The 21,188-nt window shown below is 43.8% G+C and carries 17 protein-coding genes; 12 read left to right on the forward strand and 5 right to left on the reverse strand.

The genetic code is table 11. The features are described from left to right. Positions 1–103 precede the first annotated feature (103 nt). The 6 genes from E1163_RS25115 (at position 104) to E1163_RS25140 (ending at position 8,088) form a co-directional block, all read left to right on the forward strand. A complete protein-coding gene (locus tag E1163_RS25115; protein WP_246223891.1) occupies positions 104–4,420 on the forward strand; it encodes a RecQ family ATP-dependent DNA helicase in 4,317 nt (1,438 codons plus the stop codon). A 153-nt stretch (positions 4,421–4,573) separates the two neighbouring features. Next, positions 4,574–5,137: a TetR/AcrR family transcriptional regulator gene (locus tag E1163_RS25120; RefSeq protein ID WP_185156210.1), complete on the forward strand. Its 564-nt coding sequence runs from the start codon at positions 4,574–4,576 to the stop codon at positions 5,135–5,137. 101 nt (positions 5,138–5,238) lie between these two features. Next, positions 5,239–5,604 carry a DsrE family protein gene (locus E1163_RS25125; protein ID WP_155175584.1) on the forward strand — a complete coding sequence of 122 codons (366 nt, stop codon included), beginning with the start codon at positions 5,239–5,241 and terminating at the stop codon, positions 5,602–5,604. Positions 5,605–5,671: 67 nt separating this feature from the next. Continuing rightward, on the forward strand, positions 5,672–6,595 hold the full coding sequence (locus E1163_RS25130; RefSeq protein WP_155175586.1) for a PNPOx family protein: 924 nt from the start codon (positions 5,672–5,674) through the stop codon (positions 6,593–6,595). Further along, complete coding sequence (locus E1163_RS25135) at positions 6,592–7,623, forward strand: 2Fe-2S iron-sulfur cluster-binding protein (RefSeq protein WP_155175588.1); 1,032 nt, start codon at positions 6,592–6,594, stop codon at positions 7,621–7,623. Before E1163_RS25130 ends, E1163_RS25135 begins: the two co-directional genes overlap by 4 nt. Before the next feature lie 3 nt (positions 7,624–7,626). After that, a complete protein-coding gene (locus E1163_RS25140; RefSeq protein WP_155175590.1) occupies positions 7,627–8,088 on the forward strand; it encodes a nucleoside deaminase in 462 nt (153 codons plus the stop codon). A 57-nt stretch (positions 8,089–8,145) separates the two neighbouring features. Here E1163_RS25140 and E1163_RS25145 read toward each other — a convergent pair whose 3' ends face one another. Both E1163_RS25145 and E1163_RS25150 read right to left on the reverse strand, forming a co-directional pair. Further along, the gene (locus tag E1163_RS25145) at positions 8,146–8,598 is read right to left on the reverse strand and encodes a DoxX family protein (protein ID WP_155175592.1); all 453 of its coding nucleotides are present in this window, start codon (positions 8,596–8,598) and stop codon (positions 8,146–8,148) included. Between the two features lie 52 nt (positions 8,599–8,650). Next, positions 8,651–9,217, reverse strand: coding sequence for a Crp/Fnr family transcriptional regulator (locus E1163_RS25150; RefSeq protein ID WP_155175594.1), 567 nt, complete (start codon positions 9,215–9,217; stop codon positions 8,651–8,653). A 191-nt stretch (positions 9,218–9,408) separates the two neighbouring features. Between E1163_RS25150 and E1163_RS25155 the strand changes: the two genes are divergently transcribed. The 4 genes from E1163_RS25155 (at position 9,409) to E1163_RS25170 (ending at position 13,203) form a co-directional block, all read left to right on the forward strand. Next, complete coding sequence (locus E1163_RS25155) at positions 9,409–9,801, forward strand: hypothetical protein (protein ID WP_155175596.1); 393 nt, start codon at positions 9,409–9,411, stop codon at positions 9,799–9,801. Positions 9,802–9,893: 92 nt separating this feature from the next. Beyond that, positions 9,894–10,742 (forward strand): AraC family transcriptional regulator, encoded by an 849-nt coding sequence (locus E1163_RS25160; RefSeq protein ID WP_155175598.1) that lies wholly within the window; start codon positions 9,894–9,896, stop codon positions 10,740–10,742. 72 nt (positions 10,743–10,814) lie between these two features. Then, complete coding sequence (locus E1163_RS25165; protein WP_155175600.1) at positions 10,815–12,017, forward strand: multidrug effflux MFS transporter; 1,203 nt, start codon at positions 10,815–10,817, stop codon at positions 12,015–12,017. 43 nt (positions 12,018–12,060) lie between these two features. Continuing rightward, positions 12,061–13,203: a metallophosphoesterase family protein gene (locus E1163_RS25170; RefSeq protein ID WP_155175602.1), complete on the forward strand. Its 1,143-nt coding sequence runs from the start codon at positions 12,061–12,063 to the stop codon at positions 13,201–13,203. A 29-nt stretch (positions 13,204–13,232) separates the two neighbouring features. Here E1163_RS25170 and E1163_RS25175 read toward each other — a convergent pair whose 3' ends face one another. Together E1163_RS25175 and E1163_RS25180 are read right to left on the reverse strand one after the other, a co-directional pair. Continuing rightward, positions 13,233–14,687: a T9SS type A sorting domain-containing protein gene (locus tag E1163_RS25175; protein WP_185156211.1), complete on the reverse strand. Its 1,455-nt coding sequence runs from the start codon at positions 14,685–14,687 to the stop codon at positions 13,233–13,235. A 171-nt stretch (positions 14,688–14,858) separates the two neighbouring features. Continuing rightward, the gene (locus tag E1163_RS25180; RefSeq protein ID WP_185156212.1) at positions 14,859–15,479 is read right to left on the reverse strand and encodes a hypothetical protein; all 621 of its coding nucleotides are present in this window, start codon (positions 15,477–15,479) and stop codon (positions 14,859–14,861) included. Between the two features lie 468 nt (positions 15,480–15,947). Here E1163_RS25180 and E1163_RS25185 point away from each other — a divergent pair, with 468 nt between their 5' ends. Continuing rightward, positions 15,948–17,411, forward strand: a complete 1,464-nt coding sequence (locus E1163_RS25185) for a type III PLP-dependent enzyme domain-containing protein (protein WP_155175608.1) — start codon at positions 15,948–15,950, stop codon at positions 17,409–17,411. A 38-nt stretch (positions 17,412–17,449) separates the two neighbouring features. Next, positions 17,450–18,052, forward strand: coding sequence for a hypothetical protein (locus E1163_RS25190; protein WP_155175609.1), 603 nt, complete (start codon positions 17,450–17,452; stop codon positions 18,050–18,052). A gap of 331 nt (positions 18,053–18,383) precedes the next feature. Here the strand turns inward: E1163_RS25190 and E1163_RS25195 are convergent, their stop codons facing one another. After that, on the reverse strand, positions 18,384–20,993 hold the full coding sequence (locus E1163_RS25195) for a glycosyl hydrolase family 18 protein (RefSeq protein WP_155175611.1): 2,610 nt from the start codon (positions 20,991–20,993) through the stop codon (positions 18,384–18,386). Positions 20,994–21,188: the final 195 nt, after the last annotated feature.

The raw sequence follows: 21,188 nt of genomic DNA on the forward strand, positions 1-21,188 counted from the left end.
GCATTCATTGATACCGAAATCGAGCCAAAAAGTTCTTGATATTGGAAGCATCAAGAGTGATGGAAGTTCATTTTACAATAGTACAAGTTCAGACGTTGAAAAATTGATCTGTGAAAAATTCCGGGATGAGATTTGTGAACAAGCAGGCCTGAGGAAGATCATTAACGAACATCCCATTGAACTTGCCTACTGTTTATCCCTGATCAATTCTTTTATCAGCCATAAAAAAATACAGTCCATTACACCGCCCTGGGTGCTAAAAAATTATCCTGAGGTGGAAAAGATCATGTTCTGCCTGCGAAATAAGCCCTGTATTGGTGGTTGTTCATATTGCAATAAAGCACTCGATATACATAAAGGTTTGAGGAGGCTATTCGGGTTTGACGCTTTCAGGACTTACGGAGGGGAACCTTTGCAGGAGAAAGCTGTTAAAGCTGCCATTGATAATAAATCTATTCTTGCCGTTTTTCCAACTGGCGGTGGGAAATCAATTACCTTTCAGCTTCCTGCTTTAATGAGTGGCGAAAACTCTAACGGACTTACAGTGGTGATCTCTCCTTTACAATCACTGATGAAAGACCAGGTTGATAATCTCGAAAGAACGGGGATCACCGCAGTGGTAACTATCAATGGCTTGCTTGATCCCATAGAAAGGGCCAAATCATTTGAAAGGGTAGAAGATGGCTCGGCCTGTTTACTCTACATTTCGCCAGAGTCTTTGCGTTCAAAAACAATTGAGCGCCTCATTTTGGGCAGAAAGATAGTGCGGTTTATAATAGATGAGGCACATTGCTTTTCTTCATGGGGGCAGGATTTCAGAGTGGATTATCTATATATTGGAGACTTCATCAAATCCATTCAGGAAAAGAAAAATCTTGAAGATGGAATTCCTGTTTCATGCTTTACGGCTACGGCAAAGCAGAAGGTCATTGAAGACATCCGGGATTATTTCAAAGAAAAGCTTTCACTTGACCTTGAACTGTTTACCTCCAAAACATCAAGAACAAACCTTCAATACAAAGTATTTGAAAAAGGAAATGAAGAAGAAAAGTATCAGGCCATCAGGGATCTGATAGAGGAAAAGAACTGCCCGACAATCATTTATGTATCAAGGACCCGAAAGGCAAACCTGCTGGCTGAGCGACTGGCTGAGGATGGGTTTAACGCCAAGGCATACCACGGAAAAATGGAAGCAAAGGAAAAAACTGTCAACCAAAATGCCTTTATATCGGGTGAAACCCAGATTATGGTGGCGACTTCTGCTTTCGGCATGGGTGTCGATAAAAAAGATGTGGGCATGGTCATTCACTACGACATTTCCGATTCGCTCGAAAACTACATTCAGGAAGCCGGCAGGGCTGGTAGGGATGAAAAGATTGTGGCAGACTGTTTTGTGCTGTTCAACGAGGAAGATCTTAGCAAGCATTTCATTTTACTTAATCAAACCAAGCTGTCCATTAAAGAGATCCAGCAGGTTTGGAAGGCGATAAAAGAGATCACCAGGTATCGTTCACAAGTTTCCAATTCCGCCCTGGAGATTGCCAGGAAGGCCGGCTGGGACGATAATGTAGTTGAGATTGAAACCAGGGTAACTACTGCCATTGCAGCTCTGGAAGATGCAGGATATTTGAAACGCGGACAAAATATGCCAAAGGTATTTGCCAACAGCATCCTTACCAGAAACGCGCAGGAAGCCATCGACAAAATCAATGCCTCTCCAAGGTTTGGTCATAAGCAGAAGGAAAAAGGGATCAGGATCATTAAGAAACTATTTTCAAGTAAAAGCAGAAAACATGCTACTGATGAGTCTGCCGAATCAAGAATAGACTACATTAGTGACCATTTGGGCATGGTAAAGGAGGAGGTAATAAACATTGTAAATCTTCTCCGTGAGGAAGGTATTTTGGCTGATGCCAAAGACCTGACAGCTTTCATAAGAAAAGGAGAGAACAAGAACCGCTCGCTCCACATTGTTGAGGCACATAGCAAGATCGAAAATTTCCTGCTTCAGGTATTTGACGAAAATGAAAAAACACTTCACCTCAAAACACTTAATGAAGAGGCCGGCATGCACGGATGTGAAGATGCCAGCATCCAAAAAATTAAAACCCTCATCAATTTTTGGGCCATCAGAAACTGGATTAAAAGGCAAAACCTGGAATATTTGAGGAACCAAATTGCCGTGATTTGCCTGCACCCTAAAGCAGCACTGGAAGAGAAACTGAGGAAGCGCCATGAACTGGCAAAATTTATAGTGGAACTGCTCTATAAGAAGAGCAACGGACCGGTTACAAATGACAATGAAAAAGATGAGGTTCTGGTGGAGTTTTCAGTTCATGAATTGAAAAAGGCTTATGAAACCAGTCAAAACTTGTTCAAGCTAAACATCAGTATTGATGATATTGAAGATACGCTGTTTTACCTGTCAAGAATAGAGGCTATAAAAATTGAAGGCGGCTTTCTGGTGGTCTATAACCGGCTGACGATAGAGCGTCTGGAGCAGGATAACAAAAAGCGCTATACCAAGGATGATTACCAGAAGTTGCAGCAGTTTTACGAGAGCAGGGTACAGCAAATCCATATCGTTGGCGAGTATGCCAAGAAGATGATTAATGACTATAGGGATGCTCTGCAATTTGTGGAAGATTACTTTAGGCTCAATTATACGTCCTTTCTCAAAAAATACTTTCCCGGGAGCAAAGCGGACGATCTCAGGTTAAAGATAACGCCCACCAAATTTAAGCAACTTTTTGGAGAGCTTTCACCAACGCAGTTGAAGATCATTAAGGATAATGAAACAAAATTTATAGTGGTGGCTGCCGGACCTGGCAGCGGAAAGACACGTGTGCTGGTGCACAAACTTGCCTCGCTCCTTTTGATGGAAGATGTAAAGCATGAGCAACTGCTTATGGTTACCTTCTCAAGGGCAGCGGCCACTGAATTTAAGCAACGGCTACATAAACTGATTGGTAACTCAGCAAGCTATGTAGACATAAAAACTTTTCATTCATACTGCTTTGACCTGTTGGGCAAAGTGGGAAGCCTGGAAAAGGCGGATGCGATTTTGAAAGAGACCGTTGAAAAAATAAAAAATAAGGAAGTTGAGGTAAGCAAGATCACAAAGACTGTATTGGTGATTGATGAGGCTCAGGATATGGATGAAAATGAATTCGAACTTATTAAAGCACTTGTGCGGCATAATGACGATATGAGGGTAATTGCCGTAGGAGATGATGACCAAAACATCTATGAATTCAGGGGCGCAAGTTCAGAATACCTTAAACGCTTTATCAACGCAAAAAGTGCAGTAAAATATGAACTGGTAGAGAATTACAGAAGCAAAAATAATCTGGTTGAGTTTACCAATCAGTTTCTGAAAGGTATCCCCAACCGGTTGAAAGAGACTCCTATAATTGCCCGGCAAACGGAGAACGGGAGTATAAAGTTGGTGCACTACCAAAGCAACAACCTCATAACCCCGGTTGTGCATGACCTGCTTGCCACCGGACTTACCGGTACTACTTCTGTACTAACAAAGACGAATGAAGAAGCCCTGCAAATTACAGGACTGCTTTTGAAAAATGGGATGCCTGCAAAGTTGATCCAGACCAACGATCATTTCAGTTTATACAACCTTTTGGAAATCAGGTTCTTTTTAAACCAGTTAAACCTGAATGATGATATTTCCTTCATTACCAATGAGGCCTGGGAAGAAGCAAAGCGGCAACTGAAAGACAAGTTTTATAGAAGCACCAGGTTTGAGGTTTGTCAAAATATAATCAAAGCTTTTGATGCCACTTATCCGAAAAACAGGTACAAATCCGACTTGGAAGTTTTCATTAAAGACTCCAGGTTAGAAGATTTCTATAGCGAAAACAGTGAAACCATTTTGGTTTCTACAATCCATAAAGCAAAGGGAAAAGAGTTTGAGAATGTCTTTCTCATACTCGAAAATTTTGATCCAACCACCGATAGTGAGAAAAGGCTGTTGTATGTGGGTATGACCAGGGCCAGGCAGAACCTGACCATACACATCAATACAAACTTTCTTGATAGCCTTTCAGTGGAAAATTTAGAACGGGTTGAGAATAAGGAAATTTACTCACCTCCCCGCGAAATGGTTATGCATCTCACCCATAGAGATGTGGATCTTGGATATTTCAAATTTGTTCAGCATCGCATGAAAAACATGCAAAGCGGTGATCCACTTGTTATAGAAGATACAGGATGCTCAAACTCGAATGGAGATCTGGTTTTAAAGTTTTCGATGAATTTCCAGAAAATTATAGAAGCTCAAAAATCCAGAGGGTACAATTTAAAAAGCGGCAAAGTGAATTTCATAGTTTACTGGCAGAAAAAAGGAGAAGAGCAAGAAGTAAAAATTATTTTACCAGAGCTGCATTTTGAAAAAACTAGATAAAACCCCTTCCTGACCGCTTCCGAGCATTGCAACACTACAATAACTACTGCGCAAATTGTCACCCAAAAGACACTTAACCCCAAATCTCCGACTTTCACACAATCAATTTTACCGAACGTTTGGTAATTATCTATGAGCGCCTATATTTGCATCATGCGACCACAAAAAATAGACGATCAAACATTGCTGGCAGGACTGAAAACCGTACTGGCTTCCAAAGGCTATGAAGGTGCCAGCCTCAATGAGCTTGCTTCTTCGTCGGGTTTGCAAAAGGCAAGTCTCTACCATAGGTTTCCGGGGGGTAAAAAGGACATAGCCCTGGCGGTGCTGAATTTTGTGGGTGAGTGGATCGATAAAAACATCGTAAATGTGTTGCAGAACAAGCAGAAAGCGCCGAAAGATCGCCTGCTCCATGCCTTAAGCAAAATCGATGAACTGTACAATGGGGGCCGGTCAACCTGCATTTTAAGGGCACTGTCTATGGATAGCGGTATGGACTTGTTTAATACTGAACTCAAAGGTGCAGCTACGAAGTGGATTGATTCATTTACTATTTTGGGAAGGGATCTGAATATGTCGGAGGAGGATGCTCGCCACGCTGCGTTAACTGTACTTACCAAAATTCAGGGCAGCCTGGTGGTGAGTAAAATGCTCAATGACCCGCAGGTATTTAAGGGGGCTATCGGTGAAATTGAAAAGATGTATTTGCAGGGCTAAAAAAATTTGATATAATATTTTACCGAACGTTCGGTTATTAATTCATTTTATATTCCACAAATTGAGAAAACAACAGTAATTAAAACTAATAAATCGAAAAAATGAGTAAAACAGCAATTGTGGTTCTATCTGAACCAAAAGCGGGTTCCGAAGAAGCTTTGGGACGTGTATTCAATGCCATGGCAGCGGCGTATGATTTCAAACAAGCCAATGAAGAGGTGAAAATACTTTTTCAGGGTGCCGGAACGCGCTGGCCGGAAGTGCTTCAAAAGGCCGATCACCCTGGCAATGCCCTTTACAAGGCCATAGAAGATAAAATTGAAGGGGTATCATGCGGTTGTGCAGAGGTTTTCGGAGCTGATCCGTCAGGCCTTGACCTCATCAAGGATAACAGTGTACCGGGTACCACCGGGTTGCCAAGTTTTGTCAATCTGCAAAATGAAGGCTATAGTGTAATTACATTCTAAAACCTGTAAAGTGGGTCTGGCAGGTCATGCTGTGAAGGCCGGCCCACTTCATTTAATTCTGTCAATTATGAATGAAGTATTTCACCAGGGCGAAAGGGCCGTTCAGGAAAGAGCAGGAGAGCAGCTCCAGGCCGGTAAAAACAGCCGGGCTATAGCCAGCTCCATCATCAGGGGCGCTTTCAACTTTATTGAAAAACAACCTATGGCCATAGTAAGCGCTGCCGATGAGCAGGGGCAGGTCTGGGTTTCGTTGCTTATCGGGGACTTTGGCTTTGTTACTGTCCCGAACGCTAATAGTCTCTCTATTAACAGGGGTATGATCTACAGTGATGCTGATGATATATTTTTTCAAAACCTGAAGGGCAATCCAAACATAGGTTCTCTTTTTATTGAGTTGGATACACGAAGAAGGTTTAGGATCAATGGCTCAGTGACTCAAAACGGAGACCGATTGGATGTAGCCGTTGCAGAAGCATACCCTAATTGCCCTCAGTATATTCAACGCAGGGTCATCTCCACCCCGGAGAATTTTAGCAAGGCTAGAGCAGAAAAAGTGAGGGGAACAACACTTTCGGAAGACCAGAAGACATGGATCAGCTCTTCTGACACCCTGTTTGTAGGCAGCCAAAGTACCCATAACCGGTTTGATGCATCACACCGCGGAGGCAATCCAGGCTTTGTGGAAATACTGGACAACCACACCCTTAAAATTCCGGACTACCGGGGCAATAGTATGTACAACACGCTGGGAAACTTTGTACAAAACCCCAGCGCCGGATTACTTTTTATTGATTTTCAAAACAGAAAAACGTTACAGCTAACCGGTACAGCGGAGCTGCTCTTTGATCAAACTGAAGAGCAGGATCTCGTGAAAACAGGAGGTACCGGCCGGTTCTGGCTTTTTAGGATAAAAGAGTCCATCGAAACTACCAATCACCACCATGTCAATTGGAAATTTATGAGTTACTCACCTTTCAATCCGGAACTATGAAAAAGCAACAATACAGCGTAGACAAAATTATCAGGGAAAGCAGTACTATACTATCATTTTTCCTCAAGCCAAAGGACGGTGAACCTCTTGCGGACTTCAAGCCGGGGCAGTTCATTACTATTTATGTACAGCCCGAGGGCTTTGAAAAACCGGTTTCAAGAAGCTACACACTTTCTGACCGGCCCGGCAAAGACTATTACAGGATTACAGTTAAAAAGGAACCGCGTGGAGTCGTCTCCAATTTCCTGCATGAGCAAATTGTCCCGGGCGATTGGATTGAGGGAACCCAACCCGCTGGTAATTTTTATTTGGATGAAGGTACTTCCGCTCCTGTTGTATTGCTCTCCGGAGGGGTGGGCATTACTCCCATGATGAGTATGCTTGAGCAGTTGGTTTTTATCCATTCTAAAAGAAAGGTTTATTTTCTTCACTCCAGCACCAACCAGGAAGTGCAGCCTATGGCGGAGCGCCTCGCAGAGATAAAGGGCAGGCATGCCCATGCTTTGGTCAACATTAACCATTCACGCCCCACACCCGGTGAACGTCAGGTAATCGATTATGATGTGGAGGGAGTTATAACAAAGGATCAACTGAAAGCCACAATTGCTAATCCTGCAACTTGTATATACTACTTATGCGGGCCGGGAGGCTTTATGCAAACCATGTACAACTACCTTATTGAATTAGGGGTGCCAACAGCGGCCATTCATTACGAGTTCTTCGGAAATGCCATACAGCTTGAGGCACCAAAGCTCAGCCAGCCCTTGGAACCTGCTTATGAAGTAAAATTTGCGAGAACCAATAAAACAACCCGGTGGACCGGTGAATATTCCAACCTACTGGAGCTGGCGGAATCCATGGAAATCCCGGTACTTAGCAGTTGCAGAATGGGCACATGCCTGTCGTGCGAGTCACGGCTTATTACAGGAGAGGTGAAGTATGACCCTGAGCCATTTATGGAAACTGAGCAAGGGCAGGTACTTATTTGCTGCTCTCAGCCCACATCTGATCTCGTTGTTGATTTATAGGCTATGCAAAAAACACATCAATATTTTATGCAATTGGCTGTGGTATTGGCCAAAAAAGCACTGGCCAGTGGCAATCCTCCGGTAGGGGCTTTGATTGTACACCATGACCAAATTCTGGGCGAAGGAATAGAATCGGGAAAATCCACCCATGACATCACCAATCATGCGGAAATACTGGCTGTTCGTGATGCCATCAGGAATGGCCATCAGGCTAAGCTTGCGGACAGTATACTTTACACTACCCACGAGCCATGTATTATGTGTTCCTATGTGATCCGGCACCACAAAATCAGCAAGGTCATCTATGGTATAGCAGTAGCTCATGTAGGTGGAGCTACATCAGATTTTGACTTGCTTTGCACCCGCAAAGTGCCAAAATGGGGTAAAGGGCCTGAAATTATCGGAGGCATATTGGAAAAGGAATGCAGGGAGCTTTCGGAAAGATACGAATCACTAACCGGATGATTGGCTTTAAAGTGCCTGCAAGTATCCTCAAGCCAAGGATTTTTGACTGGAAAAACATCAATGTTTCACAGCCGATAAATACACCCAAAGAATAAATAATACCTGCATAGGTACCCTCAGCCAAAGATATGAAGGCCCGGGGCCGTCAGCCTCACCGGTTTGGTAATTGATATGATCCAGGGCCGCTTTGATGTTGGCCGGTAATACAAGCACAAAAAATATGATCAGCAACCACGCTGTCACGTACTGGTATTTTGGCAAAAGCAAACCCAGGGCGAATGCCAGCTCCAGTACTCCGGTTATAAAAACAACTTGGCTCTTAAAAGGCAGGAAATCAGGAACCATGGCTGTCATGCCCCTGGCAAAAATAAAATGCCCTATAGCAGTAAATAAAAGCATACACGCCATAGCGATCCTGCCAGCCAATTGATAGTCGGTTTGCCTGGTTATCAATTTGATAGCAAGTGCAGAAATACCAAAAACAACAAATAGGACGATTAAAGGCTTCATCTTTTTTAGCTCAAAATTCAATGATTTGGCGGCGCCAGGCAATGAATCCAGGTTAAGAAATACGCTTCCTGATCCTGCTTAAAGCCTGTGGAGTAATACCGATATAGGAGGCGATAAACTTTAGTGGAATCTGCCGAATCAGCTCCGGTCTTTCGGTAAATAAATTCAGGTACCTTTCTTCTGCACTTTCATTAAGAAGTGAAAGCTCTCTTTTTGATTTCTTTAGAAACAACTCCTCACTGGCTTTCCTGCCAATTAAATTACCTATTTCAGATTGTTCATATACAGTTTGCAAATCATCATAGGTTAACCTCCAGAGAACAGTTGGTGTAATGGCTTCTACGATGTAGTGTGAGGGTGTTTGGGTAAGGAATGAATCATAAGCGCTTACGAAGGAGCCACCGAAGGCAAAACTAAAAGTAAGGTCACTATTTTCATTGGGGAGATAAAACCTTACAATACCCCGCTCAATAAATGAAAGGTAATTTTCCGTTTGGCCAACCTTGAGGATTTTTCCTTTTTTAGGAAATTGTTGCCGGCTGAGCTTAGAGGAAAAAATCTTCCAATCGCTTTCAGATATATTAAAATGCTCTTTATAGTACTTATAAATTTCCTCCAAACCAGTGTTGTAACTTTAGCCTTATACCAAGATAATAAAACATACATTAAGTACGTCAAAAGCCATACATTGTGCCTTTTGGATCGTTAATTCGCGGGTTTGGAATAACAAATAGAATAATACTTTACAGGTGTTTACTTTGCCGATTCAGGAATGGATACTACTTTAGATGGTTATAAATTGTTTAGAGCATGGAAAAGGAAAACTTTGAGAGTCTTCTTAATACTTCAAGAAACAAAATCCAACTTGGTGATACTTTTGCATCGGTTCATACTTTTTTGAAGAACAAGGGAGCAGATGAGGAAACAGTAAGGAAGATTATCACAATACTTGACCAGGAGGATAGGGAAAGAAAGAAAATTAATCGTCCGCAGGAGCGTCAAACAGCAAAAATTAGCGGAGTGGCACAGGGTATTTTCACCCTTGCTGGTGGAGTGATCTTATTAGTCGCTGGTTGGTATTTCCTCAAAGGCGGCCTTGAGGTTGACAGAATTTTCATTTTACCCTTAATTGCCACTGGGGCAGGAGCTATTATTGCTCTGATTGGACTTATAAAAACCGGTATTGCCATTTTAAAAAAATAACTGGTTTTCCAGAGGCTTCATCCTATTTAGATTATAGGCCGGTATTAACAATTTCCTGATAATTTCCGTAGGTTTATTTGAACTGAGGTTTTATGGACTTTCAAACCCACCGGCTCGATATCAATGCAAAGAACTTCAACGGGATTATTGTAGATACAATCCCGCATGAAAACCCATACGATTTCACCAAAATCCACCGGCATGATTATTATGAACTCCTCTTTTTTACTGAGGGTGCAGGTGGTGAGCAGATCATTGATTTTGTAAAACATAAAACGCTGCAAAAGGCTGTTTACATCGTATCTCCGGGACAGGTACATCTGCTGAAAAGAAAGCCTGGTGAAAACGGCTTTTCAATTCAGTTTACCAAAGAATTTTTACAGCTTAATCTGCCTTCCGCCCACCAGGAATGGATCAGTGCTTTGCAGGGTCAGACGGAGATTACAATTTCTGCCGAAAAGTATGACAGGTTATATGATCTTGTACAAAGATTATTGATAGTATTTGAAGAAAGAACTGAGATGTCCTTTCATAAAGTGGTCAGTTATTTTAGCCTTGTACTTATTGAGGTCTATGAAATTGCGAATGAAAAGCCTGACTTCCGCAAAGACACTCCACTGGCCATGCAGTTCGCCGACCTGGTTCAGAAGCATTACAGAACCCACAGAACGGTACAGCATTATGCTGATATGATGGGGATCTCCGCCAGCAAACTCAACGCCGAAATTGGCAATTCACTCGGGAAATCGCCAAAACAAATCATCCAGGAGCACCTGCTCATAGAGATCAAAAGGCTGCTTACGGTTAATGAATTATCACATAAAGAGGTCTCCTTCGAATTGAATTTTGACAGCCAGAACTCCTACAACCGGTTCATCAGGGTAAGCACGGGCAAAACCCCATCAGCGTTAAAGCAGGAATTGATTGAAATTCATAAATAATAGCGTGAATTAGCTAACTTTTTTACAGGCGTTTGCCCCTACTTTTGCTGCAAATAATTTTAAGATATTTTCATGCGCACTAAAAAGCTTGCCTACCCCATACCTGTTTTCGAGTTTGTTGCCCTTATGGCTATGATGATGGCCCTTGTGGCTCTCTCCATAGATAGTTTACTCCCGGCGTTACCGGAAATAGCCGTCAGCCTTAACCAGGAGGGTTCAAACGATATTCAGCTCATTATTTCCATGCTGTTTTTGGGGCTGGCTATCGGCCAGATGATCTATGGCACCCTGTCGGACTTTATAGGAAGGAAACCTGCCGTTTACTTAGGATTGTTGCTGTTTTTTCTGGGATGCCTGATATCATTCTTTGCAGAAATACTGCCCGTAATGCTGGCTGGCCGGTTGCTACAGGGCATAGGGCTTGCTGCACCACGGATCATCAGCATTGCCCTTATCAGAGACCAGTACGAGGGGTCGGTTATGGCCAAAGTGATGTCTTTCGTGATGTCCATATTCATCATAGTGCCAGCCATTGCCCCGGCTTTGGGGCAGGGGGTATTGCTTTTTGCCAACTGGCGGTTTATTTTCCTTTTGTTGTCATTAGTAGCTGTTATTATCCTTATCTGGTTTATGCTCAGACAGCCGGAAACGCTTGAAGCAGAAAACCGAATGCCATTTTCATTGAATAGGATATTTAAAGCCATAGGCCAGATATGTAGCAATCGTGTTGCTTTGGGCTACACCATTGTGGCCGGCTTTGTAGCCAGCATGTTCCTCGGCTTTCTTAGTTCCATACAGCAGGTTTTTGAGGCTTATGGTAAAGCGGAAATATTTGCAGGCGGCTTTGCTGTTTTTGCGCTTTTTATTGGCAGTGCTTCGTTGCTTAATGCCAAAATTGTGGTACGCAAAGGCATGAGGTTCATTGTAAATGTGGCATTGGGCATCTTGTTTAGCATTTCCCTGATCTACCTGGCTTTGAGCTTCTTCGGCCAACTGGACTTTTGGGTCGTTACCATATTTTTGGTGATCAGCCTTTTTTGTGTTGGCCTCCTTTTCGGTAATTTAAATGCCCTGGCCATGGAGCCGTTAGGTCACGTAGCAGGTATCGGCAGCTCGTTGGTAGGCTCACTATCTACCTTCATTTCCGTACCTTTTGGTATTCTCATAGGGCTGAGTTTTAATGGTACCGCTATACCATTAATCACTGGTTTTTTAGTGTTTAGTTTACTATCATTAGGTACGATTTTCTGGATAGGAAAAGCAGGGAAAGGGTAAAATTCAACGTCAGAAAAGCGTTATAAACCTTAACCAACCTATAATGTATTCAAAACCAACAACTTCACCCGACCGCCTGGCTTGCGGAAAAATTTCCCAACTATTTCTTCTGATCCTGGCAGCACTCATATGGACCGGCTGTAATTCCGGCCAAAGAGAAAAAGAAAGCACCGTTGCAGCAAAAGATTCTGCTACGGTTAAATATTCGTTTGTGGTCATGGGTTGCAATCGCATCTCCTGGCATGACGATGGCACGGCATGGGAAAATTCCGAATACTATAACAAAGCCCACGCCAACCTCACCCAGCTCAATGCTACTTTTGATGATGCCATGAAGCTGGGTCCGGTACCGGACTACTTCTTTTTTGTGGGTGACCTGGTGCTGGCAGAAAGCCAGGACACCAGCGTGCTCGTCGACCAGTTGAAGGCCTGGAAAAAGCTATATGACGATCACCCCATTTCAAAAAGCAAAATTAAAATGGTGGCAATACCCGGGAACCATGAGTTTCTGTACTCAACCCCTCCCGACTACAATGAAGTGCCTAATGAATACGCCAACGAGATCTGGCTCCGGTTAATGCCCGAATTTATTATTGGAAACAATGGCCCCGGCCCAGGAGGCCCTGACAGTCTGCTGAAAGATGAGAGCAGACTTACCTACTCTTTTGATCACCAAAACGACCATTTTGTGCTGATGAATACCGATACCTACAACGAGCCTGGCAAAGTTCCGGTACATTGGATCACCAACGACATCAACTCGTGGCGGGCTGCTAATCCGGAAGGCCATATTTTCGTAATGGGCCACAAGCCCGCCTATGATGCCAAAGGCCTGGCTACCGGAGATACTTCCGACCCGGGATTGGCTTGGAACAAGGCTCAGATTGACCAGTTGTGGGGCACTATGAACAAAAACCGCAGCGAAGCCATGCTGTCGGCGCACGAGCACCTTTTCTGGGCAGGTCAACCCGAGGGATCAAAGTCGTGGCAGATCATAGCCGGCAATGGAGGCACTACACTTGATAGTGGTGATTACTTTGGCTTTACTGAAGTTAAGGTCATGGATGACGGCACCGTGAAGGCATACTCACATGGCCGCCCTGTACCCTCCCCGGATTATGGAGCACTTACGGGCAGCACCACGGTAAGGGATACTTTTGATATTACGTGGGCATCCGGTCAATAGCTTAACAGAAGTGGGGCAGCCTTCAAGGGTTAGTTCTCAGTTTCAGGGTCAATTTTCAAAAGTTTTTTGACCATTCGCTGTTCCGGCAATTCAATAATGAGCATGTACAATCCGGGAGCCAGGTGGTTCAAATCAATTTTTGGGGATTCCCGGGTATTAATGAAGTATTTCCCCAGGGTTTGACCTGAAACATTATAGATGGTAAGGTAGTAAGGCTTAAAGCATCTCGAGGTAAGTTCAACTTGTAAAGAGCCTTTGGCAGGATTTGGCTTTAAGAAGAGGCTGCTTTCTTCCAAACAAGGAGCATTGGGATTATCAGTAGGCTTTAAATCTTCAAATATGGACTGGATAAAATTGGGTAGATCAATTCCAATTCGCTGTTCTTCCCAATCGAAGGAAACTATTTCTACATTGGAAGCCTGGCCCGTCTCATTCGGTTGATTGATTACGAGCAGAATATTTCTCGCCTGCTCACTGGTCTGCTTTAAATTTCCAGCCCCATACAATCTTCCGTCAGGCCCTAACTGCAAACTAAAATTCGCAAGCCCAAAATAATCCTGAGCTTGACTATTCGTCCTGAGCAGCCCTTTTCGGGTTGATTGAGGATCACTGGCATTAAGGTTAAACTGGTATAGCAGGTCTCCAGCGTTCACGCCAGTTTCGGTAAACCCATGCAGATACACCAGCTCACTATTTGGAGAAAAGGAGACACCATATTGCAGGCTGTAATAACCCAGGTTTTGAACATTGGATAACGTCCCTGATGCATTATCAAAATCAAAAATTTCAAATGGAGCCGATGCAGGACTTTGTGTTTTCGGATTATAGGCCCGCAACGTGACCGCCAGCTTGCTATTGTCCGGAGAGGCTTTCATGTGTCCTTGTAGCTCAGTTAAATTATAAATATGAGGACTGCCAATAGGCGTGCTATGGCTAAATGATATACCGGTGGAAGTTATTTTGTAAACCGGAAAGTTATTGTTCCCAATCTCGTGCATCAAGAGCCAGAAGTCTCTCCCGTTGTTATGAGGTACTGCCGCGATTTTTTCAGTTACACTGTCCCTTAGCAGGATATTCTTCCGGTTTTTATCTATGCCTCCCCTTCCATGATCCATGTTCATGTTTATGACAGAATAATAAACAGCGGCTTTGCGAAAATCCTGAACGTTAACGTAAGGATCCGTTTGGATTGTGAAAAGGTAATATTCTTGAGCATTTTGAGGGTTTGGAACACTATAAGCTGCATTAGTGGCATCTTTAGAGCCGGTCAGGCTATCACCATTCAGCATTATTTCATGGTTAGCATTCCATAAGCTTTCCCCATTACTATAGAACAAAAGATTACCGTTGGAATCTGACACTGAAGCCGTAGCGCCAATGGAATTCGCACGGCTGGTGTATATCGGTTGCGGTGCATTCTGCGAAAAGGTTATGGCTGCCTGATTTCCAAAATACCAGTTATTAGCCTGCTTCTGGGAGAACAATACAGGACTATTTAGTAGTAATAGAAGAATTAGGTATGGAAAATGGAGGAGTTTCATCTATTGAAAAAACGGAAAACAAGAAGGTGATGTTTACCTTCTTGTTTTACTTATAGACTAAATAAAATCAAGGAATTCTTTTTGAGAGTGTGGGTGGGCCTAGGGAGGCTGTAACTACACCGGAAAACTCAGTCTGTATATATATTCCAAAAACCGATCCTTCGCCAGTGCTACGAACTGTGAATGGTACCCACTTTTGATCTGACTTTCATATTGAGGAAAAAGCGCTTTCAAAACCTTTGTATGGATTTCATATTTCATGCTTGCAATCATGGAGGGGGTCTTTTCTTTAGTTATGTTCACCGGTAGCTGTTGTATTTCTTGAAGCAGGATTGCATAAACCAGAAAATTCGCCCTATCGTTCATATAGCCCACATTCTTTTGTATTGCTTCCTTGGGGCTTCCTTCATGCGGTTTCCAGGTAATATTTAAGGACTCTACCGCAGAAATCTCGCCTGCTTTTATTGATTCATATATCTGCGCCAAGTCGCGTTTAACCTCACCCTGCAGGTTACTGAAAAAGTGTTGTTCGTGATATAGAGCTTTTGTTTTCCAGTCCCCTTCGTACAACAGAATTTGTGCTTCTTGCGGCTCATGCACATAATTCCGCTCTACACCATTATATCTGTCATACAGCTCCGCAATTAAACTTTTATGGGGATTGTCTTCAGAAAGCTGGGGCGTTTTAATTGCTGGACTCCAATGTTTTTTGCTGGCTTGCAGCCACTTATCCATGTCTTGCATGTCATACTCCTGCTCTCCACAACCACAAAGCGCAGCAACAGTAATTATCAACAGGATAATCGTGGTGTGTTTATAGACCATTAATGCTAAAGTTTTTTGAAATCACATCTGCCTCGTAATAAATGAATATTAATTTTGATTATCAACCTATAAACAAGATTATGGAAGAAAGAACGCGTCTGCATGGTCTTTCAGTGTTTAAAAACTATTTGAAATATCTATTCTGAGGCTTTGCTATTTAACCATTTGATTATCATATGCTTAAACAGGTAAAGGGTTGAGGAAATAATAATTGTAGCCGTATCCCTGGTTAATGGAAATGTTGAAATTGTTTAGGCGGTAAGGAGGTTTTCTTAATAACAATTTATAGCGGTTTATCTGTTATTAACACAGGCTGCTGCTTTTGGCATCCTTTATATACCAGAGCAAAGCCAGACCAGATCAACCAAACCGCGATAAATGAAAACACGGTATATCGACCTTATAGACCAGACTTTTGATTTTCCACAAGAGGAATTCCGGCTTACGAACGGCACACTTTCATTTCACGATATAGACCTGATGCAGTTGGTTAACCAGTATGGTACGCCTTTAAAGTTTTGTTACCTGCCCCAGATATCAAATAACATCAATAAAGCCAGAAAGTGGTTTGATGAAGCCATCCGAAAGCTGAATTATGCAGGAACATACAACTATTGCTACTGCACCAAAAGCTCACATTTTTCTTATGTGCTTGATGAAGTTTTGAAAAACAATGTGCACATAGAAACATCCTCTTCCTTTGATATTAACATTGTGGAGAGCCTGAAGGCTGCCGGCAAGATCGATGACGCACATTATGTAATTTGTAATGGCCTGAAAGAGCGGGAATATGTTAAAAACATAGGACGGCTGGTCAATAATGGTCATCGGCGGACTATCCCTGTTATTGACAGCATTGAAGAGCTGGCTTTACTTGAGGCCGCCGTTAACTTTCCAATCAAACTTGGACTTAGAATTGCCTCTGAAGAAGTACCGGAAGTAGATTTCTACACCAGCAGGCTGGGTATTGGCCACAAAAACATCATATCTTTTTACAGGGAAAAAATTCAGTCAAATGCCAACTTCAAGTTGCGAATGCTTCATTTCTTTATCAATACAGGTATCCGGGATACTGCATATTACTGGAATGAGCTTACCAAATGTGTAGACATTTATATTGCCCTGAAAAAGGAATGCCCGGAGCTTGATTGTCTGAACATTGGCGGAGGCTTTCCTATTAAGGATTCTTTGGCCTTTGATTACAATTATAAGGGAATAGTGGAAGAGATCCTTACCCGCATCAAGACCAATTGCGATCGCGAAAATGTACCTGTGCCTCACATCTTTACTGAATTCGGATCATTTACGGTTGGTGAGAGTAGCGGCATTATTTATTCCGTACTTCGCCAGAAGCAGCAAAATGACAAGGAGAAATGGTATATGATCAATTCTTCGTTTATCACTACACTGCCTGATACCTGGGCCATCAGAAAGCGTTTCCTCATGCTTCCGGTCAATCACTGGCATGAAGAATATGAAAAGGTGCTTTTGGGCGGTATTACCTGCGATAGTGATGATTATTATAATTGCGAACAACACAACAATTCAATTTATCTGCCTAAGTTTCAGCGGTCTCAACCACTACATATTGGCTTTTTCAATACCGGTGCTTACCAGGATGCGATTGGTGGTTACGGAGGCATTCAGCATTGCCTGATCCCTAAGCCCAAAAAGATTATTATCAGCAAAGATGATGAAGGTAAACTTGTGACGCAGGTATTTTCAAACCAGCAGAATTACAGGCAGGTACTCCAGCTTCTTGGTTATCAGGCCAATGGAGCAAACTGGCATGAGAAGGATATTTCAGAGTTTCAATTCATCAATGGGTTTGAGACACACTAGCTTTTTTTTAACTTTAGTAAAATCAAACCATCTCCCCTATGAAAACCCTTTATAATTCCCTGACTGTCTTTTTATTGTGTGCAACTACCGCATTTGCACAAGTCCCAAACAAACAAGATCAGATAAATGCCGCCATACAGGCTGCACCAGAAGAACAGCAGGCCGGAGCATCTGTGCTGGGCTATGATGTGGAGGGCAAGCTGGTCATGCTAAGGGAGGGCACCAATGAATTGATCTGCCTGGCGGATGATCCGGAAAAGGACGGCTTTAGTGTTGCCTGCTATCATCAAGACCTGGAGCCTTTTATGGCCCGGGGAAGAGAGCTATATGCAACCGGGAAGAACCATGGTGAGGTTTTCGAAATACGCGAAAAAGAAGTGAAAGAAGGCAAATTAAAAATGCCTGATCAGCCTACTACATTACATGTGCTTTCCGGTGCTGATGGAAAATATGATCCGGCGACCGGTAAAGTGACAGGCGTTAACTTCCGCTATGTGGTTTATATTCCTTATGCAACCGCAGAGTCCACAGGCCTGCCTATCAGGCCAATGGTTCCCGGTGGCCCCTGGATCATGGATCCCGGCACACATCGGGCACATATTATGATCTCGCCTCCGGCACCTGAGAAAAAGGGAAATTAGTTGACTGTGTGGTGCTAAGGCGGTTTATTGTCAGGATTTTCACGGAGCCCTTCTTTCGAGAACGCCCCCCGAAGTTGTAAATAACAGCGGACAAGGCTAAATCGCAGCGTTACTAAACTTCCAAAAGTTTGGTAAAGCCGCAATTTAGCTCTGTACGCTGTCATCAAATTTATCAACCAAAAAGTGTGTATTTGCTGTGTCCTATCGTCTTAACTTAATAACATTGGAAGGGGCAGGGGGATGTTCTTAACCTGGAAAAGCCACACACATAAATCAAAAACCCCGACAAGCACAAGCCTGTCGGGGTAATCTTTTTATCACGATAGCTCTCTTACTCTTTAATCACCCTTGCACTTCTAATTATCTCTCCATTGATCTCTATCTGGTATAGATAAATTCCTGCCTTTAAAGAAGCGCCGTCCAGCGAAAATTCATACCAGCCCTGATCCAACCGTCCAGCATTTTGATCTATGACAATAACACCCTGAGCGTTGATCATTTTTAGCGATACATCACCTTTACGCTCAACCTTTACTCTCATGTTAAGGCTTGAGGTGAAAGGGTTAGGGTATGCCATGCTGCCCGATCCGCCAGTTCCATAGCTGAGTGTAGCACTGCAATCGCGTACATACTCCCAAACTCCACCGGCCGCCGGGTTGTCCCCCTGAGTCCACCACTTGTTACGGTACACCTTGTTTTCATAGACTACTTCCGTGCCGGATGTGGCATATACTTTTCCTGACTGCCATGCCTCTCCACATGGGTCTGATTGTCCGTTGCAGTCTTCAATAAACTCCCAAACGGCAGCCTGTCCCGGAGTTTCGCCCTGCGTCCACCACTGGTTGCTGTAGAGCTTGCCATTGTATTGGACGATATTTCCGGCAGCAGCATATACCGTAGCAGCATCCCATTGAGGAGCATCGCAGCCACTGGTTTGTATTTTAACCTCAAAGGCTATCTCTACAATAGTGGAGGCACTTTCACTATCGGTAGCCTCTACCGTAAGACTATAGGTGCCTTCTGCTGCAGGAGTCCACAAGGCATAGTATTCATCCCCATTGGCCGTGGAGCTTTGGGCTTGTCCATTGATCGTGAAGGTCACATTAGGTACATCGCTGTCATCTGTTACCATAGCACTCAGCCTGATTTCGCTAAGCTCGCTTTGGGTAATGACTTCTCCATTGGACGGATTTGTAACGTTTACCACGGGAGGTAAATTACCGGCTTCGTCAGCAATAGTAACTTTGATAGTTTGTGATGAGGAGGCTCCCTCATTATCCACTGCTGTGGCTTTCAACGTTAGTTCACCATAAGCCGTGGGAGTTACCTGGGCTTCGTAATAGCTGCCATTAAGTGTGCCTGTCACCTGGCTGCCATTGGCCTCGAAGCTTACACCGGCTATAGTACCATCTGCATCGGATGCAGAAGCCCTGAGCGTAATCGGGGTAAAGGAACTCATCACCAAAGTTTCCATATTAACAGGCGCAACCCAGCTTACATTGGGGCTTTGGTTAACATCAGTGTTACCGGCAGCATCATTGATGGCTTTCAGGAGGCTGCCGCCAGAGTTGTAGTCCACATCCTGGGTAAGCTCCCAGATGATGAGGCCCTGGTGGCCATAATCACGAGAATATTCCAGCTTCTTGCCTGCAAGCTTTGGCGTGTTGTAGTAGATGTTTCGACCATTACCGGTAACATTACCCTGCAACATGCGGCTGTCATTAGCATCATAACTTGTAGGAGCATTGGGAAACTCCGCCACAATGTCTTTGTAAGGTACATACACAAAGCCATTGCCTGCGGGTTTTTGTTGCGAAAAGTCGTAGCCATACATAGGCACGCCCAGCACAAGCTTGCTTTTGGGCACTGAAAAACCTCCATCATGGTTCCATGCGGGTTCTGCCAGGCCCATCCAGTATTCCAGGGCATCCTGCGCACTGTAGATCGGGTTATTGGCCGACTGTCCGGGATAAGTATTTAAGGGCACCTTATACAGAGCCGAATGAGGACCAGAAGGTGAGGCATCCCACGACCCGGTGAAATCATAAGTCATCAGGCCTAACCAGTCGAGGTGATCTACCAGCTCATCGTCATAGTTATTGCCATACCATGAGGTGCCGAATACCGCTGCGGATAGCAGCTTCGAAGGGTCTTTTTGGCGCAGTTTCTGAGCCAATCTGGTAAGTCCGATAGCCGCCGGGTGCGGTCCCTGATCGCTATCGCCCCATTTGCTGCCACGCACACGGCCGCCCTGGTCGCTGGTGCCGGTAATGTTGGCATCTGCCCACCAGCACTCCATATCCAGGTCAACACCATCGAGGCCCTTTTCATCCATATAGTTGATGATCAGGTCGGCGATCTCATTCAGCTTTTGATCATTATTGTGGTATTTATCCATTAGCCAGATGAAGGCAAAGTCAGTAGCTCCACCAAGTGCAACGGATACGGTCACACCTTTTTGCTGTGCTTTTTGCAACACTCCCAAGTCAAACAGCACGGAATCCACTTTGTACTCCTGCGTTTCATCGAATGCAATGGAAGCGAAATCGCTGCTGTTGTAATTGTTGTTGTTTTGCTTAAACATCAAAAAGGAGATGTTCACATGGGTTACTACCTCGGGATTAAACTCATTGGCAATATCATAGCCTTCTACCCACGTGGGCAGATAACCAATGATCCGCTGAGGGCCGTCATAGTCAGGCCCCAGGCCACCGTCTCCACAAGCACCAAGGTTTTGCCAGCTTCCGTCGCTGCCCGGCGTGGTGTTGGTATACCATTTAGCTTCATAATTGAGGCCGTTGTATGACACCTTATCGCCTTGCGTATGCTCAGCGTTGTTGGGATCCCACGGCGTAGCGCAGTCCGGAAACTCATATTGTGCCTGGGCGCATATCACGCCTAGTATGAGTAAGATTAAAGTTAAAACAGGTTGTTTTTTCATAAGGGGTAAAATTTATTTGGGTTGAAAAATAGGAGCCTCTTATAGACATTAAGCTTGATGCGGTGCAACTCTTTGCCTTTGCCGGTCATCACCAGAAAATACAGGTCGGCAAACTAAGCTCGTGGCCTCCGGCCGGTAATGTTGTTTCTATCACTTTCCCGGCTGTTTGTCCTTGTAATGGGTTTGTAGAATTTT

Source organism: Fulvivirga kasyanovii (assembly GCF_009711405.1).
GTDB classification, from domain to species: domain Bacteria; phylum Bacteroidota; class Bacteroidia; order Cytophagales; family Cyclobacteriaceae; genus Fulvivirga; species Fulvivirga kasyanovii.

Bases quoted from the DNA above. Each gene is read 5' to 3' on its own strand.
- E1163_RS25120 (WP_185156210.1), top strand. From the start codon at position 4,574: ATGCGACCACAAAAAATAGACGATCAAACATTGCTGGCAGGACTGAAA.
- E1163_RS25125 (WP_155175584.1), top strand. From the start codon at position 5,239: ATGAGTAAAACAGCAATTGTGGTTCTATCTGAACCAAAAGCGGGTTCC.
- E1163_RS25130 (WP_155175586.1), top strand. From the start codon at position 5,672: ATGAATGAAGTATTTCACCAGGGCGAAAGGGCCGTTCAGGAAAGAGCA.
- E1163_RS25135 (WP_155175588.1), top strand. From the start codon at position 6,592: ATGAAAAAGCAACAATACAGCGTAGACAAAATTATCAGGGAAAGCAGT.
- E1163_RS25140 (WP_155175590.1), top strand. From the start codon at position 7,627: ATGCAAAAAACACATCAATATTTTATGCAATTGGCTGTGGTATTGGCC.
- E1163_RS25145 (WP_155175592.1), bottom strand. From the start codon at position 8,598: ATGAAGCCTTTAATCGTCCTATTTGTTGTTTTTGGTATTTCTGCACTT.
- E1163_RS25155 (WP_155175596.1), top strand. From the start codon at position 9,409: ATGGAAAAGGAAAACTTTGAGAGTCTTCTTAATACTTCAAGAAACAAA.
- E1163_RS25160 (WP_155175598.1), top strand. From the start codon at position 9,894: ATGGACTTTCAAACCCACCGGCTCGATATCAATGCAAAGAACTTCAAC.
- E1163_RS25165 (WP_155175600.1), top strand. From the start codon at position 10,815: ATGCGCACTAAAAAGCTTGCCTACCCCATACCTGTTTTCGAGTTTGTT.
- E1163_RS25170 (WP_155175602.1), top strand. From the start codon at position 12,061: ATGTATTCAAAACCAACAACTTCACCCGACCGCCTGGCTTGCGGAAAA.
- E1163_RS25180 (WP_185156212.1), bottom strand. From the start codon at position 15,479: ATGGATAAGTGGCTGCAAGCCAGCAAAAAACATTGGAGTCCAGCAATT.
- E1163_RS25185 (WP_155175608.1), top strand. From the start codon at position 15,948: ATGAAAACACGGTATATCGACCTTATAGACCAGACTTTTGATTTTCCA.
- E1163_RS25190 (WP_155175609.1), top strand. From the start codon at position 17,450: ATGAAAACCCTTTATAATTCCCTGACTGTCTTTTTATTGTGTGCAACT.
- E1163_RS25195 (WP_155175611.1), bottom strand. From the start codon at position 20,993: ATGAAAAAACAACCTGTTTTAACTTTAATCTTACTCATACTAGGCGTG.